This window comes from Flavobacterium koreense, assembly GCF_054776075.1.
Genome location: NZ_BAAHCF010000013.1, coordinates 38,860 through 55,339 on the forward strand (window position 1 = coordinate 38,860; position 16,480 = coordinate 55,339).

A 16,480-nucleotide genomic window follows, 5' to 3' on the forward strand; every position below is an offset into this window, starting at 1 on the left:
CATTTTTTTTGAATAAATTATTTATTCAATGAAAAAAGTTCTTTTACTAATATTTCTCACTCTGCAACTTCAAAGTTGTATAAAACCGGGAATGTATTCTGTTGTGGATAACACTTTGTTTTCTCAACCCTATAAAGCGCCTATATTTTACATAATGTTTTCAGGTAAAAGAGAGCAAAAAATTGCTGAGGAAGTTGAGAAAAATTTGAATAAGAGTTTTGAAGCATCTAGGATGGCTCCATATGTTATACTAATTAATTTGAATGAAATGAATGAATCTCAGATTAACTCAATGATGATAAAAACGTATGAAGATAAAACCTCAGATATTGTTTTTACTTTTAAATTGACCCAAATAAATATATATGAAAGTTATGGAATGACTAGTATTACAGATTTTAGTTATTTAGTTACTGCTTTTGATTATAAAATTAATAAAGAAGTTTGGAAGTCAAAAGTATATTCTCCCTGGCATGGGAATTCAGTAAATAATATGACTACTGAGTTTGTTGATAAATTAATAAATGACAAAGTACTTTGATATGAAAAAAATATTGATTTTAAATTTAATTATTTTATTTTTTTTTACTGGGTGTGCAAGTTTTAAAATAGTTTCAAATGTAATTGATAATGAAAATTTGGTGTCTTTCAAAAAACCATTAATTGTAATTACTTACAACGGAATTACTGAAAGTACATCTAAAAGGATTGAAAATAAACTACAAGATTACTATAATCTTACAAATATAAATGCTGATTTTTACTTGCTTGAAATAAAGCAAGATGTTTTAAAATTGAATGAAGAGAAAAAATCATTTATTGAAGATTTAATTCCAATATGCGATAAAAATAAGAATGATGGAATTATTTTCTTTAAATACGATAAATATAATTATGGTGCTTATGGTGTGTCTTTTACTCAAGAAACATTTGCTATTAATAAGGATACAAGAAAAGTAACTTGGCGAGCAATTGGTTATACAAATTTTGATGGAATAAAAAAATATTGTGAGGAAATTACCGATAGAATGATTTTAGAAAAAGTTATTCAAAACTATTAATTTTACAATTTTTTCAAAATATCTTTCACTGCCGATTTATAAGCAGGAGTTTGGTGACTGCAATCTCTTTGAAGTAGCACTATTAATTCCTCATTAACCCATGTGTGTTTTTTACCGAGATTGTACAAAGTTCGCATTGTATAAGCTGCATTTGCAGCTTTGTTGGATTCAATCAACCAATCTAAACAAGTCTCAATTATCTTTTCTTCTTGATTTTCTGTTAAAGAATATTTTTTAGAATTGGATAGAAATAAACAGATTTTAGAAATCGAACGTATGGCAGAATCATTTTTATAATGAGGTAAAGTCTCGCAAAAATCTTCTAAAAAGGGAAGAAATAAATCCATTTTTTCTTCACATATCAATTCCAAAATCCAACACGCTTTATGGTGATTTTTGTCCTTAATATTAAATGCAATTTCTAATAAATACTTTAAATAATCAGGATTGGCAAAGATGAAATCTTTATTATCATCTCTACTTTTCCTATGTGCTGTGCTTTTAGCGATTTGATTGTAATAAGTTGCATTCATTTTGTAAATATATTAAATTAACAAAAAAATCTTAATACTTGATACTTAATACTTAATACTTCACTAAATTTGCTCCTTTATTTTTTAAAACAACAACACAATGATACATCTTCATGATAAAACTTTCGAGCCATTTATTTCTTCAGAAGAAATTGACTTCGCAATTGCAAATATGGCCAAACAAATGGACGACGATTTTTTTGATGAAGTTCCAGTTTTTGTTGGGATTTTAAATGGTTCCTTTATGGTAATGTCCGATTTGATGAAGCACTACAGAGGAATGTGTGAAGTAAGTTTTATGAAAATGGCTTCTTACGAAGGAACACAATCTACAAATGACGTTAAACAACTAATCGGAATCAACGAAAACCTTGAAGGAAGAACCGTTGTAATTGTTGAAGATATTGTAGACACAGGAAATACGATTGAAGAATTGAAAGCAATTTTCAAAGAAAAAGGAGTAAAGCATTTAAAAATCGCAACTTTATTCTTCAAACCAGAAGCATATAAAAAAGACATTAAAATAGATTACGTAGGTATTAGAATTCCTAATAAATTCATCGTTGGATATGGTTTAGACTACGATGGTTTAGGAAGAAACCTAGCAGACGTTTATCAATTAGCACAATAATCTAACAATCCAATAATCTAACAATCTTAATCAAAATGATCAACATCGTTCTTTTCGGAAAACCAGGTGCAGGAAAAGGCACACAAGCTGAATTTTTAAAAGAAAAATACAATTTAACACATCTTTCAACAGGAGATATTTTTAGATTTAACATCAAAAATGATACTGATTTAGGAAAATTAGCCAAAACCTATATGGATAAAGGCGATTTAGTTCCAGATGAAGTAACTATCCAAATGTTGCAAAGCGAAGTTGATAAAAACCCACATTCGGCAGGTTTTTTATTTGATGGTTTTCCAAGAACTTTAGCACAAGCAGAAGCTTTAGATAAATTTTTAGAATCTAAAGATCAAACTATTACGGCTACTGTTGCACTTGAAGCGGATGATAATATTCTTGTAGCTCGTTTGTTAGAAAGAGGAAAAACTTCTGGAAGACCAGACGATCAAGATGAAGAAAAAATCAGAAATCGTTATGACGAATACAATCAAAAAACAGCACCTTTAATGGATTATTACAAATCTCAAGGAAAATTTCATGCTGTAAATGGTATCGGAACTATCTTAGAAGTTAACGAACGATTGAATCAAATTTTCGATAAATTATAGTCTAAAGAATTGACCTGGAGATAAATTTCGAGCATTCAATTTTTTTTCAGATATTTGCACTCACAAAAGGAGCTATTTCCGATAATAGGGATTTATGCTCTTTTTTTGTAATTTTAAACTATGGAAATTTTAATAATACTTTTTCTAATCATTTTAAATGGTGTTTTTTCAATGTCAGAAATTGCATTAATATCTGCTAGAAAAAATCGATTAGAAACGGCTGCCAAAAAAGGGAATACCAATGCCAAAGCTGCTTTAGATTTGGCAAATTCACCTAATGAATTTTTATCAACAGTTCAAATTGGAATTACATTAATCGGTATTCTAACCGGTATTTATTCAGGTGATAAAATAACTACAGATGTTCAAAATTTTGTAGCATCATTTGAAGCATTAAAACCTTATGCAAACTCAATTGCAGTTGGAATTGTTGTAGTTACTTTAACCTTTTTCTCTTTAGTTTTAGGCGAATTATTGCCAAAACGTATTGGACTAAATTATCCAGAATCAATTGCCAAAGCTGTTGCTGTTCCAATGAAAATTGTTTCAAAAGTTACCATGCCATTTATATGGTTGCTTACAACTTCAACAGATTTTTTATTGAAAATATTGCAAATTAAACCAACTGCAGACGGAAAAGTAACCGAAGAAGAAATTAAGGCAATTATTAAAGAAGGTACAGAAGGCGGAGAAATACAAGAAATTGAACACGATATTGTTGAACGTGTTTTTCATATTGGAGATAGAAAAGTAAATTCGTTAATGACACATAGAAATTCTATTATTTATTTATCTCACGAAGATTCAATTCAGGAAATTAAAAACAAAGTTCTAGACGAGTTGCACTCAGTTTATCCAGTTTGTGAAGATAATTTAGATGACGTAAACGGAATAGTATTATTGAAAGATTTGTTTTCAAGTTTTGAAAAAGGTGAGTTTGATTTGAAAAAAATCACGAAAGAGCCAGTCTATTTTATAGAACATACTTCTGCCTATAAAGCACTTGAAAATTTTAAATTGTCTAAAGTACATTATGCTTTAGTTACTGATGAACACGGTGTTTTTCAAGGAATTATTACATTAAATGATATTCTAGAAGCTTTAGTTGGAGACGCTGCTGACTTCTATGAAGATGAATTCAAAATAGTTGCTCGTGAAGACGGAAGTTGGTTGGTGGACGGACATTATTCGTTACACGATTTTCTAACCTATTTTGATATGGATGATTTAATTGGCGATTACGATGTAACAACCGTAAGCGGATTAATCGTAACCGAATTAGGAATCATACCAAAACAAGGACAAAAACTTATTTGGAACAAACTAGAATTTGAAGTTATAGATATGGATGGCGTTAAAATTGACAAAGTGCTAGTTACCAACATTAAAAATAATTAAAAAGTAATCAGTGTTCAGATTTTAGTGTTCAGTTTTCTGATTACTTTAATTTGTTCATTGAAAAATAAATAGTGCTATGTGAAAGTATTGTTTTAGAAAATCTAAATCACTGAATACTAAACACTGAACACTGAATACTAATAAAATGACAGAAGGAAATTTTGTAGATTACGTAAAAATATATGTTACTTCCGGAAAAGGAGGTAAAGGATCAACGCATTTACATAGAGAAAAATTTATTGAAAAAGGCGGTCCAGATGGTGGTGATGGAGGTCGTGGTGGACACGTTTACATAAAAGGAAATAAAAATCTTTGGACATTATTCCATTTGAAATTTGTTAAACACATGCGTGGTGGTCACGGTGGCGATGGAGGAAGCTCTAGAAGTACTGGTCACGATGGTGAAGATAAATATGTAGAAGTACCATTAGGAACTGTTGTAAAAGATATCGAAACAGGAGAAATTCTTTTTGAAATCACAGAACACGGCGAAGAACGAATTCTAGCTCAAGGAGGAAAAGGAGGTTTAGGAAACTGGCATTTTAGAAGTTCAACCAACCAAACGCCAAGATATTCACAACCCGGAATGCCTTCAACAGAATTGGATGTTATTCTAGAATTAAAGGTGCTTGCTGATGTTGGTTTAGTAGGATTTCCTAATGCAGGAAAATCAACTTTACTTTCAGTTTTAACTTCAGCTAAACCAAAAATTGCAGATTATCCATTTACAACATTAAAACCTAATTTAGGAATTGTTGCTTACAGAGAATTTCAATCGTTTGTTATAGCAGATATTCCAGGAATCATTGAAGGTGCAGCTGAAGGAAAAGGATTAGGACATTATTTCTTGCGTCATATCGAAAGAAATTCAACGCTGTTATTCTTGGTTCCAGCCGATGCGGATGATATTAAAAAAGAATACGAAATTCTATTAGACGAATTACGTCGTTACAATCCAGAAATGTTGGATAAAGATAGACTTTTAGTAATCTCAAAATGCGATATGCTCGATGATGAATTAAAAGCAGAAATGAAACAACATCTAGATAAATCCAAACTCGGAATTCCTTATATGTTCATTTCATCTGTTGCTCAACAAGGTTTGACAGAATTAAAAGACAAACTTTGGGAAATGCTAAATGTAGAAGATGAAAAGCCTGAGAACAGCCACGGTTTGTAAGATATTTCTAAATAAAGTAAAGCTTCGAAATTTTCGAGGCTTTTTTTTGTGTTTTGATTTCCTAAAGTAAAGTTAAAATTAACTTATTAATTCAGGTTTTCGACCATAAAATTTAAATAATCCTCAAAAAATCGTAATTTCGCAACACTAAAATTTTGCAATATTCAATTCAAAGTGTAACAAATTGCATTTTAAATAGACTATTAGCGAACAAACAATTAACCTTTTATATTTTCAATTATGAAGAAAATTTTATTATCCTTAATTGCTGCCATTATGCTTGTTCCAACAAGTGTTAAAGCTGACGAAGGAATGTGGTTTTTAATGTTCATCGAACGTTTAAATCACCGCGATATGCAAAAAATGGGCTTGCAATTGACAGCCGAAGAAATCTACAGCATCAACAATCATAGTTTGAAAGATGCTATTGTACAATTCAACGGAGGTTGTACAGCAGAAATCATCTCTAAAGATGGTTTAGTTTTAACAAATCACCACTGTGGTTATGATGCTATTGCAGAATTATCATCAGCAGAAAAAAATTATTTAAAAGATGGTTATTGGGCTGCAGATAGAAAATCTGAAATGAAACCATCAAGCTTATACGTTCGTTTCTTTGTTCGTATGGACGATTGTACAAAAAGAATTTTAGCAGTAGTAAACTCAAGTATGAGCGAAGCAGATAGAGAAAAAGCTATCAATGCTGAAATTGCTAAAATTGAAAAAGAAAATAACGAAGGTGGAAAATATACAGTTTCTGTTCGTCCATTTTTTCAAGGAAATGAATACTATTATTTTGTTTACCAAGATTATAAAGACGTTCGTTTAGTTGGAACTCCTCCAGAAAGTTTAGGAAAATTTGGCGGTGATACTGACAACTGGGAATGGCCACGTCATACTGCAGATTTCTCAATGTTTAGAGTTTATGCAAACGCTGATGGTTCTCCAGCAGAATATTCTGAAAACAATGTTCCTTTAAAACCAAAACATTACTTACCAGTTAATTTAAGTGGTGTTAAAGAAAATGACTTTGCAATGATTCTTGGATATCCTGGAAGAACTAACCGTTGGATGCCAGCCGGTGGAATTGAGCAAAATGTAAAATTTGCATATCCTGCTTGGGTTGAAGGTGCAAAAACAGGTATGGACGGAATGAAAAAATATATGAATCAAAGTGATGCTTTGAACTTAGTGTATGCTTCTAAATATGCTTCAACTGCTAATTACTGGAAAAACCGTCAAGGAATGATTGATGCTTTAACCAAATTTGGTACTGCAAAATCTAAAGCAGCTCAAGAAGCTAAATTTAATAAATGGGCTAACAAACCAGCAAATAAAGCTAAATACGGAAACGTAATTGCTAACTTAAATAATTTTTATGCTTTAACAAACGAGAAATCTCGTCACGATAACTACTTACAACAATTATTCAGAACATCTTCTTTCGGAACTATTGGAAGAAGTTTAGGAAGACAATTAGATTTGTATGTGAAAGCTGATGCTGCAAAACGTGCTACAATGGCACCTCAAATCACTGAGATGGCTACAGAAATGTTTAAAGAATTACACATTCCAGCAGAGAAAGACATTCTTGCGGCTCAATTAAAAACATATGCAACTAAATCAACAGGTTATGCAATTGCTCCTATGGTAAAACAAATTGGTGATGCAAACAATAATGATTTTACAAAATATGTAAACGCTGCATTTGATTTAAGTATTTTTACATCAGTAGATAGAGTTAAAGCATTCTTAGATTTACCAAGTGAAGCTATGCTAACAAACGATCCATTATATGCTTTGTCAAATGATATGGTTGCACATTTCGGAAAAAAATCGGATGAAGTAACTAAAGCTCAAAATGATTTTGCCTCTTCATTCCGTTTATTGGTAGAAGGTTTAAGAGAATCTAAAATTGGAGCTATTAAATATCCAGATGCTAACTCAACGTTGCGTTTAACTTATGGAAAAGTTCGTTCACTTCCAGCAGACAAAAGAAATGATGCAGTTGTAAATAACTACACAACACTTGCAGGTCAAGTAAAAAAATACAAAAAAGGAGATCAAGAATTTGATTTACCAGCGCGTGTTTTAGAAATGAACAAAAACAAAGATTTCGGACGTTATGCAGATAAAGATGGTTCGCTTCACGTGAATTTCTTAACTGATAATGATATCACAGGAGGAAACTCAGGTTCGCCAGTTCTTAATGGAAAAGGAGAATTAATCGGACTAGCTTTCGACGGAAACATAGAAGCAATGGCTGGTGACGTAATCTTTGATAACAAATTACAAAGAACAATCAACGTAGATATTCGTTATGTTCTATGGGTTATTGAAAATTTCTCAGGTGCAAAACACATCGTTGACGAAATGACTTTGGTAAGATAAATAAAAGTACGAAGTACAAAATACGAATTACGAGATAATCGTAAAATAATAACTCCGAATTAAGAAATTAGTTCGGAGTTTTTTTATTAGCGAATGGCTCGGGAATTTTTGTCCCGAAGCTTTCCTGCTTTTTGCACTGCATGGCAGTTGCTTCAAATGCGGAGCATTCACCGAACACTTATATAAAATAAAAGTCAAGTGAGGTAATCATGGCTAGGTAGCAATTGTATCGAACAAATGTTAAGTTCTTTAAAACACTTTCATCTTTAATACATAACTTTTCTTATTTTTGAAAAATAATAACAACCCATGAAATTTCTACCTTTTTTATTTCTTCTAATTTCCTTCAATATGATGGCAGAAACTGATTTTGAAAAAGCAGAAAAACTCTACAAACAAGAAAAGTACGATCAAGCCAAAACTCTTTTTGAAAGCTATTTAAAATCCAATCCAAATCACTACAAAACAGTTGAATATCTTGGCGATATTGCAGGACATCAAAAAAAATGGGACGAAGCTATCAAACAATATAAAGTTTTAAAAACTCAGTTTCCTAAAACAGCCAATTATTGGTATAAATATGGTGGAGCTTTAGGAATGAAAGCAAAATCAGTCAATAAATTCAAAGCTTTAGGAATGATTGATGATGTAGAAAATGCCTTTCTTACAGCTGCAAAATTAGATGTAAAACATATAGATTCACGTTGGGCATTGGTAATGCTTTACATAGAATTGCCAGGAATTGTTGGTGGAAGTGAGACTAAAGCTGTAAAATATTCTAACGAATTAATGGAACTTTCTAAAGTAGATGGCTACCTTTCCAAAGGTTACATCGACGAATATTTCAATCGTTATAAAAAAGCAGAAGCAAATTATATAAAAGCACACGAAATTGGCAACTCAAAAACCACTTTTCAAAAATTATATAATTTATATTTGAATAAAATTAAAGACAAGGCGAAAGCAACAAAGTTAAAAGAACAATTCGAAAAAAAATAACAAAACTCAAATTCCAAATTCCAATAATTATAGGTTTGGGATTTGGAATTTTAATAATTGGAATTTCAAATGCGTACACATTTCATAGCCATTGGCGGTGCAGCCATGCACAATTTAGCACTAGCATTACACAATAAAGGATACCAAGTTACAGGAAGCGACGACGCGATTTTTGAGCCATCAAAATCACGTTTAGAAAAAAAAGGTTTGTTGCCTATTGAAATGGGTTGGTTTCCAGAAAAAATTACTCAAGATATTGAGGCTATCATTTTAGGAATGCACGCCAAAGCAGACAATCCAGAGTTGCTAAAAGCAAAAGAATTAGGATTGAAAATCTATTCTTATCCTGAATTTTTATACGAGCAATCCAAAAATAAAACTCGAGTAGTAATTGGTGGTTCACATGGAAAAACGACCATAACTTCAATGATTTTGCACGTAATGCATTATCATAATATCGAAGTTGATTATATGGTTGGAGCACAGTTGGAAGGATTTGACACCATGGTGCATCTAACAGAAAGCAACGATTTTATTGTCCTTGAAGGTGATGAATACTTGTCTTCACCAATTGATAGACGACCAAAATTTCATTTGTATCAACCTAATATTGCTTTGCTTTCCGGAATCGCTTGGGATCATATTAATGTGTTTCCAACATTTGAAAATTATGTAGAGCAATTTGAAATATTTGTAAATCAAATTACAAAAGGTGGAATTCTTGTTTACAATGAAGAAGACGAAACCGTTAAAAAAGTAGCCGAAAATTCTGAAAACCCAATCAGAAAAATTGCATATCAAACGCCAAGTTACACAGTTGAAGATGGAACTACTTTGCTTGATACGCCAGAAGGCTCAATGCCAATTGAAGTTTTTGGAGCACACAATTTAAATAATCTTGCTGGCGCCAAATGGATTTGCCAAAATATGGGTGTTGATGAAGCCGATTTCTACGAAGCCATTGCCAGTTTTAAAGGAGCAAGTAAACGTCTAGAAAAAATTGCTGAAGGAAAAGGAAAAGTAGCTTACAAAGATTTTGCTCATTCACCAAGTAAAGTTTCAGCAACTACAAAAGCGGTTAAGAATCAATATCCAGATAGAACTTTGATTGCCTGTTTAGAATTGCATACTTACAGTAGTTTAAATGCCGAATTCTTAAAAGAATATCAAGGCGCACTAGACGCAGCAGATGTTGCCGTAGTTTTCTATTCGCCAGATGCTGTAAAAATCAAGCAACTAGAAGAAGTAACTTACGATCAAATTGCACAATCATTTCAAAGAGAAGATTTAATAATTTATACCAATCCAGCCGATTTTAAGAATTTCTTATTCAGTCAAAACTTTGATAATTCTGCATTGTTATTAATGAGTTCAGGAAATTATGGTGGATTGAATTTTGATGAGGTAAAAGGATTGTTGAAGTAATTTGAAAATATATTCTTTATTTGAAACTAAAAGAAAATAATGGAGATTTTAAGCGCAATTTTAGATTTATTTTATGTTTTGGATTCTAAAGGTGTTTTAAATAAGAATTGGAAAATATTTGTTGATTCGGATAGTTATATTGGAACTAGATTTATTGCATTTATTTCCGTTCTAATTTTAATTGTTTTTTATTTAGGGATTTTAGCTGTAATTGTATTTTTAATTTATTCTTATTTTGCTAAAAAGGAAGTGTAATTACTTTCCATACTTAAAATGCCCAACAATTTCCCAACTAAACAAGCAATCTTCTGCGACTTGTCCTCCACCAACATTGTGGACAATCATTGGGTTTCCATCTATTGATTTTTTGTGAGTTAAAATTCCAATGTGAGGTAATTTTCCATTAATCATCCAAGTTACAATTTCGCCTGTTTTATAATCGTTTGGATTATTTGAAACTTCTAATTTTTTGCCTTTTCGTTCAAAAAACACTTCAAGATTCGGAACTCTTCTATGATCAATATTAGTATCTGTTTTTTTCAAACCCCATTTGGTTGGATATTTCGAAAAGTTGGCTTTCATATCTTCGTGAACTTCTTTTTGCAAATCAATTCCAAGTTTTCGGTAAGCCCGAATTACAACATCAGAGCAAACTCCAGTTTTGGGTGGAACATCTCCATTTGGATATTTTAAAGAAACATAATTTGGAGTGTAAACTACATTTTCATCAATAATTGAAATTGCAGCATTTGAAAGCTTCTCTTCAAAAGTAGAAGGATTTTCAATCGCAGCAACTGAAATGTTATCAGTTTTCAAATTATTTTTTTCAGCTTTTTTGCATCCAAAAGAAAATAAAATCACTAGAAGAATTAGAGTTAGTTTCATGAATTGTTTCTTATTCAAACGAAAATTCTAATCATTTTATTTTGAACTCTTTAAAAAAATATAGTTCTTTGTGCTTTATAAACGCCAAAATAATTATGTACACACCTATCAATCAATGGGCTGAAGACGATCGCCCAAGAGAAAAATTTCTACTAAAAGGAAAATCTTCCTTATCAGATTCCGAATTACTTGCTATTTTAATTGGTTCCGGCTCAAGAAATGAAAGCGCAGTGCAACTTTGTCAACGCATTTTATTTTCTGTCGATAATAATTTAAATCAACTCGGAAAATTATCAATCCAAAAACTTACCGAATTTAAAGGAATTGGTGAAGCAAAAGCAATCACTATCGCCGCAGCATTAGAATTAGGAAGAAGAAGACGAACCGAAGATGCAGAGGAGCTTAAAAAAATAACCTCAAGCAAAGCCGTTTTCGAAATTATGCAACCCATAATTGGCGAATTACCTCATGAAGAATTTTGGGTTTTATATCTCAATAATTCCAATAAAGTAATCCATAAATCACAACTATCAAAAGGTGGCATTACAGGAACAGTTGTAGACAGCAGAATAATTTTCAAAACCGCATTGGAATATAACGCAACTTCGTTAATTTTGACACACAATCATCCATCTGGAAAATTGCTAGCAAGTGATGCAGACAAAGAAGTGACCAAAAAATTGAAATTAGCTGGTCAACAAATGGATATTTTTGTATTGGATCATATTATTATTACAGAAAATGGTTATTATAGTTTCAATGATAATGGTATTTTCTAATTATAAATTCAAAAGTTAGCAATTTTTCAAGTCAATTAATAAATTTAAAATTGAAACATATTACCGATATTTTCTTTGATTTAGATCATACACTTTGGGATTTTGATAAAAATTCTGAATTGGCATTTGATAAAATATTTAAAGAAAATCACCCAAAAGTGGATACAAAATCGTTTGTAGAAATCTACGCGCCAATCAATCAAGCGTGTTGGAAATTGTATCAAGTTGATAAAATTTCTCATGAGGAACTACGATACAAGAGATTAAAAGATTCGTTTGATGCGCTAAACTATTCAATTTCCGATGAAGATATTAATCAAATGTCAGTTGATTATATAACCTATTTGCCAGAAAATAACATGTTATTTGATGGCGCAAAAGAAGTTTTAGATTATCTCAATCTTAAGTATAAGTTGCATATAATAACCAATGGTTTTGCGGAAGTTCAATATAAAAAATTAAATAATTCTGGAATTTCAGATTATTTTATTTCTGTAACCAATTCGGAAATGGCTGGTGTAAAAAAACCGAATCCTAAGATATTTGAGTATGCTTTATTAAAAGCAAATGCCAATAAACAGAATAGTATTATGATTGGCGATTGTATAGATGCTGATGTTAAAGGAGCATTAGATTTTGGGATTGATGCAATATTTTTTAACGAAAGTAAAATTGAAATTCCTTCTCATATAAAACAAGTGAATCACTTAATAGAATTAAAAAATTACCTGTAATGAAAAAATATTATCTTTTATTTTTATTAGTTTCTGCTATCGGATTTAGTCAAAATTTGAATGACTATAAGTATGCAATGGTGCCTTCAAAATTCAACTTTTTGAAAGAAGAAAACATGTATAACTTAAATGCTTTGACTAAATTATTTATGGAAAAATATGGTTTCGAAACCTATTTAAGTAATGAAACTGCTCCAGATGATTTTATTGCAAATAATTGTAATAAAGTATTTGTTGATGTTATTCCTAATAATAATTTTTTCACAACAAGAGTGAAAGTTGTTATAAAAGACTGTAGAGGAACAATTTTATATACTTCAGAAGAAGGAACAAGTAAAGATAAAGAATATAAAGTTGCTTATAATCAAGCTTTGAGAATGGCTTTTGATAGTTTTAGTATTTTAAAAAACCACAAATATCAACCTTCGCAAAAGAGTTTAGGAATGATTGGTGAACCAGCTCCAGCTCCTGTTAAAGTAAATGTAGAAAAGGTTGTTGTAACTAGTGAGAATGTCAAGGTTTATACTTCTAAAGTTGATAATTCATCTTTATTTGTTCAACCAATCACAAATGGTTTTCAAATCATAGACTCTGAACCAAAAGTGATTTATAAAATCTTCAATACTTCAACAAAAGATGTTTATATCGCTACAAAAGGAATCATTCAAGGCGTTTTCTATTCAAGAAACAACGAATGGATTTTTGAATATTATCAAAATGATAAATTAGTTTCTGAAAAAGTGGAAGTAAAGTTTTAATTTGTAAAAAGTCTAAAAAACTAAGGACTAATACCCATACTTATCTTTCCAACGATTTTTTAAAAATTCTCTTGTTCCATTTTCTCTAGAATTATTTCCAGGATCGTAGAATTTAGTTTCTTTAATGGCATCAGGTAAATATTCTTGTTCACTAAAATTATTGGCATAATTATGTGAATATTGGTATTCATCACCATAGCCCAATTCCTTCATTAATTTAGTTGGAGCATTTCGTAAATGAATTGGAACCGGTAAATCTCCAGTTTGTTTTACAACGGCTTGAGCTTCGCCAATAGCCATATAACTTGCATTGCTTTTTGGAGAAGTTGCTAAATAAACTGCGCATTGACTTAAGATAATTCTGCTTTCAGGATAACCAATTGTGGAAACGGCTTGAAACGTATTATTCGCCATAATAAAAGCAGTCGGATTAGCATTTCCAATATCTTCACTTGATAAAATCAACATTCTTCTTGCAATGAATTTCACATCTTCGCCACCTTCAATCATTCGAGCTAACCAATAAACAGTACCATTTGGATCGCTTCCGCGAATTGATTTTATAAAAGCTGAAACAATATCATAATGCTGTTCGCCAGTTTTGTCATAAAGAACTGTATTTTGTTGTACCAATTCCAAAACTTTTTCATTGGTGATCAAAATTTGACCTTCTGGGCTTGCGTTTACAACCAATTCAAAAATATTTAATAGTTTGCGTCCATCGCCACCAGAAAGTCGCAACAACGCTTCTGATTCCTTTATTTTTATTTTTTTGGAAGAAATTATAGTGTCCAATTTCATCGCTCGTTCTAAAAGTGCTAATAAATCTTCCTTAGAAAACGGATTTAAGACATAAACCTGACAACGTGACAATAACGCAGGAATAACCTCAAAACTCGGATTTTCAGTTGTCGCTCCAATCAAAGTAACCCAACCTTTTTCAACTGCAGCCAAAAGTGAATCTTGCTGCGATTTACTAAAACGATGAATCTCATCAATAAACAAAATTGGATTTTTTGCCGTGAATAATCCGCCACTTTGTTTCGCTTTTTCAATCACATCGCGAATGTCTTTCACACCACTATTTATAGCACTCAATTCGTAAAACGGACGATTACTTTGTTTAGCAATTATCTGCGCCAATGTTGTTTTTCCAGTTCCAGGCGAACCCCAAAAAATCATAGACGGAATAACGCCACGAGCAATCTGTTGCGTCAGCGAACCGTTTGGTCCAACCAAGTGCAACTGACTAATGTAATCTTCTAATTTCTGCGGACGAATGCGTTCGGCTAAAGGTGCTTCCATGTGGTAAAATTACATATTTTTTCTCTTTTTTGTCATTTCGACAAACGAGAAATCACATAAACTTCATAACTAAATGCGATTCCTCTGACAAAATAGCATTAAATAATTATTGGTTGTATTTTTGATAAATCAATTGTCACTATGAGACACAACAACGAAATAAACCATTTTAAATTTTCACCATCAACTTGGATTGTTCCAACGTTTTTAATGGTTGTAATTTGGTTTGTATTTTACATAGACAATTCGTTCAACCTAGATTTAAACAATCACGGAATTCTACCAAGAACTTTTTCAGGATTACAAGGTGTTATTTTTAGCCCGTTTTTGCATGGTGATTTGAGTCATATTGCTAATAATTCGTTGCCGCTTTTTATTTTGACAACAGCTTTGATTTATTTTTACAGAGAAGTTTCTCTAAAAGTTTTGGTTTACGGAATACTATTTTCAGGAATAATCACATGGATTATTGGTCGCGAATCCTATCATATCGGTGCCAGCGGATTAATTTATGTTTTGGTTTCCTTCGTTTTCTTTAAAGGAATGATGACGCAATATTATCGATTGATGGCGTTATCACTTGCTGTAGTAGTTTTATATGGCGGAATGATTTGGTATGTTTTTCCCGATGTAGACCACAAAATTTCGTGGGAAGGACATTTAGCTGGTTTGCTTACAGGATTTGTTTTTGCAGTAAAATTCAAAACACCCGATTACGTAAAAGATATACAATACGAATGGGAAAAGCCTGATTTCAATCCGCAAGAAGATGCTTTCATGAAACGATTTGATGAAAACGGCAACTTTGTAAATCCACCAAAACCTGAAGAACTAATGGTTGAGTATGAAGAAATTTTAGCTGAACCTTTGAAATATGTTTATGTTTTTAAGGAAAATAAGGAAGAAGATCAAGTAGACGAATAGTTTGCTTTTTAGCCCCGATAGTAATGAAAATCTCGTCTTTTGGGACGAGATTGTAATGTATAGCGGGAAAATGGTTTACAAATAAAGCCCAAGCCATTCGCTTCTAATAAAATTATTATTGTCGTTGACGAACTGTCTCATACAAAAATGCTCCACAAGCCACAGAAACATTTAGCGAACCAATAGTTCCGAACATAGGTAGTTTTCCTTTGGCATCAACAATTTTCAAAACTGATGGATTTATTCCTCTGTCTTCGCTTCCCATGATGATGGCAACCGGTTCGTTTAATGAAATATCATAAATACTATCTTCTGTTTTTTCTGTTGCAGCAACAGTTTTGATGCCGCTTCCTTGAAGATAGAAAATCGCGTCTTTAATGTGATCTACTTTGCAAATTGGCACATTAAAAACCGCTCCAGCTGAAGTTTTTACAGTATCGCCATTCACCGGTGCAGAACCCGTTTTTTGAACAATAATTCCGTCAACACCAGTACATTCGGCAGTTCTAATTATAGCACCAAAATTTCTAGCATCGCTCAATTGGTCAAGGATTAAAAATAATGGCATTTTTCCGCTTTCTACAACGCTGTCAACCAAAGTTTCTAGCTTTACAAACGAAATAGGAGCAATGGTTGCCACCGCACCTTGGTGATTATTTGGAGTTAATCGGTTTAATTTTTCAACAGGAACATAAGAGAAATTGATGCTATTTTTTTTCATAGCTTTCATCAATTCCTGCATCAATTCACTTTGGGCATCGCTTTGAACGAATACTTTATCGATTTCTTTTCCTGCATTTATAGCTTCTATAATTGCTCTAATTCCGAAGATTTGGTTTTCTTTTTCCATGGCGCAAAGGTAGTTATTA

At 31.7% G+C, this 16,480-nt stretch carries 18 protein-coding genes; 14 read left to right on the plus strand and 4 right to left on the minus strand.

Features of this window, described 5'->3' with window-relative positions; all coding sequences use genetic code 11:
- Positions 1-28 precede the first annotated feature (28 nt).
- Together ACYU7A_RS07615 and ACYU7A_RS07620 are read left to right on the plus strand one after the other, a co-directional pair.
- Entirely contained in the window at positions 29-541 is a 513-nt protein-coding gene (locus ACYU7A_RS07615; RefSeq protein WP_298306358.1) for a hypothetical protein, read from the plus strand.
- A 1-nt stretch (position 542) separates the two neighbouring features.
- On the plus strand, positions 543-1,061 hold the full coding sequence (locus ACYU7A_RS07620) for a hypothetical protein (RefSeq protein ID WP_460575482.1): 519 nt from the start codon (positions 543-545) through the stop codon (positions 1,059-1,061).
- 2 nt (positions 1,062-1,063) lie between these two features.
- Here the strand turns inward: ACYU7A_RS07620 and ACYU7A_RS07625 are convergent, their stop codons facing one another.
- Complete coding sequence (locus ACYU7A_RS07625) at positions 1,064-1,594, minus strand: hypothetical protein (protein ID WP_460575484.1); 531 nt, start codon at positions 1,592-1,594, stop codon at positions 1,064-1,066.
- Between the two features lie 100 nt (positions 1,595-1,694).
- On the opposite strand from ACYU7A_RS07625, the gene hpt reads away from it, so the two are divergent.
- From hpt to ACYU7A_RS07665, 8 genes are all read left to right on the plus strand, one after another.
- Positions 1,695-2,225: a hypoxanthine phosphoribosyltransferase gene (gene hpt / locus ACYU7A_RS07630; RefSeq protein WP_344816897.1), complete on the plus strand. Its 531-nt coding sequence runs from the start codon at positions 1,695-1,697 to the stop codon at positions 2,223-2,225.
- 35 nt (positions 2,226-2,260) lie between these two features.
- Complete coding sequence (locus ACYU7A_RS07635; protein ID WP_460575485.1) at positions 2,261-2,833, plus strand: adenylate kinase; 573 nt, start codon at positions 2,261-2,263, stop codon at positions 2,831-2,833.
- Between the two features lie 171 nt (positions 2,834-3,004).
- Positions 3,005-4,231, plus strand: coding sequence for a hemolysin family protein (locus ACYU7A_RS07640; RefSeq protein WP_460575567.1), 1,227 nt, complete (start codon positions 3,005-3,007; stop codon positions 4,229-4,231).
- A gap of 145 nt (positions 4,232-4,376) precedes the next feature.
- On the plus strand, positions 4,377-5,411 hold the full coding sequence (gene obgE, locus ACYU7A_RS07645; RefSeq protein ID WP_345090847.1) for a GTPase ObgE: 1,035 nt from the start codon (positions 4,377-4,379) through the stop codon (positions 5,409-5,411).
- A 240-nt stretch (positions 5,412-5,651) separates the two neighbouring features.
- The gene (locus tag ACYU7A_RS07650) at positions 5,652-7,802 is read left to right on the plus strand and encodes a S46 family peptidase (protein WP_460575487.1); all 2,151 of its coding nucleotides are present in this window, start codon (positions 5,652-5,654) and stop codon (positions 7,800-7,802) included.
- A gap of 309 nt (positions 7,803-8,111) precedes the next feature.
- On the plus strand, positions 8,112-8,801 hold the full coding sequence (locus tag ACYU7A_RS07655) for a tetratricopeptide repeat protein (protein WP_460575488.1): 690 nt from the start codon (positions 8,112-8,114) through the stop codon (positions 8,799-8,801).
- A gap of 69 nt (positions 8,802-8,870) precedes the next feature.
- On the plus strand, positions 8,871-10,226 hold the full coding sequence (locus ACYU7A_RS07660; protein WP_460575490.1) for a UDP-N-acetylmuramate--L-alanine ligase: 1,356 nt from the start codon (positions 8,871-8,873) through the stop codon (positions 10,224-10,226).
- A gap of 39 nt (positions 10,227-10,265) precedes the next feature.
- Positions 10,266-10,481 carry a hypothetical protein gene (locus tag ACYU7A_RS07665; RefSeq protein WP_460575491.1) on the plus strand — a complete coding sequence of 72 codons (216 nt, stop codon included), beginning with the start codon at positions 10,266-10,268 and terminating at the stop codon, positions 10,479-10,481.
- On the opposite strand, the gene ACYU7A_RS07670 is transcribed toward ACYU7A_RS07665, so the two are convergent.
- Positions 10,482-11,111: a DUF1287 domain-containing protein gene (locus tag ACYU7A_RS07670; RefSeq protein WP_460575492.1), complete on the minus strand. Its 630-nt coding sequence runs from the start codon at positions 11,109-11,111 to the stop codon at positions 10,482-10,484. It abuts the gene before it with no gap.
- A gap of 95 nt (positions 11,112-11,206) precedes the next feature.
- Between ACYU7A_RS07670 and radC the strand changes: the two genes are divergently transcribed.
- Genes radC through ACYU7A_RS07685 form a run of 3 tightly spaced genes read left to right on the plus strand, consistent with a single transcriptional unit; the run spans position 11,207 to position 13,382 of the window.
- On the plus strand, positions 11,207-11,890 hold the full coding sequence (gene radC, locus ACYU7A_RS07675) for a RadC family protein (RefSeq protein ID WP_460575494.1): 684 nt from the start codon (positions 11,207-11,209) through the stop codon (positions 11,888-11,890).
- Between the two features lie 50 nt (positions 11,891-11,940).
- The gene (locus ACYU7A_RS07680; protein ID WP_460575496.1) at positions 11,941-12,624 is read left to right on the plus strand and encodes a YjjG family noncanonical pyrimidine nucleotidase; all 684 of its coding nucleotides are present in this window, start codon (positions 11,941-11,943) and stop codon (positions 12,622-12,624) included.
- Positions 12,624-13,382, plus strand: a complete 759-nt coding sequence (locus tag ACYU7A_RS07685) for a hypothetical protein (protein ID WP_460575498.1) — start codon at positions 12,624-12,626, stop codon at positions 13,380-13,382. Before ACYU7A_RS07680 ends, ACYU7A_RS07685 begins: the two co-directional genes overlap by 1 nt.
- A 27-nt stretch (positions 13,383-13,409) precedes the next feature.
- Here the strand turns inward: ACYU7A_RS07685 and ACYU7A_RS07690 are convergent, their stop codons facing one another.
- A complete protein-coding gene (locus tag ACYU7A_RS07690; protein WP_460575500.1) occupies positions 13,410-14,687 on the minus strand; it encodes a replication-associated recombination protein A in 1,278 nt (425 codons plus the stop codon).
- Positions 14,688-14,828: 141 nt separating this feature from the next.
- Here ACYU7A_RS07690 and ACYU7A_RS07695 point away from each other — a divergent pair, with 141 nt between their 5' ends.
- Positions 14,829-15,611 carry a rhomboid family intramembrane serine protease gene (locus ACYU7A_RS07695; RefSeq protein WP_460575502.1) on the plus strand — a complete coding sequence of 261 codons (783 nt, stop codon included), beginning with the start codon at positions 14,829-14,831 and terminating at the stop codon, positions 15,609-15,611.
- Between the two features lie 115 nt (positions 15,612-15,726).
- On the opposite strand, the gene rlmB is transcribed toward ACYU7A_RS07695, so the two are convergent.
- Positions 15,727-16,461, minus strand: coding sequence for a 23S rRNA (guanosine(2251)-2'-O)-methyltransferase RlmB (rlmB, locus tag ACYU7A_RS07700; RefSeq protein WP_344816882.1), 735 nt, complete (start codon positions 16,459-16,461; stop codon positions 15,727-15,729).
- Between the last annotated feature and the right edge of the window lie 19 nt (positions 16,462-16,480).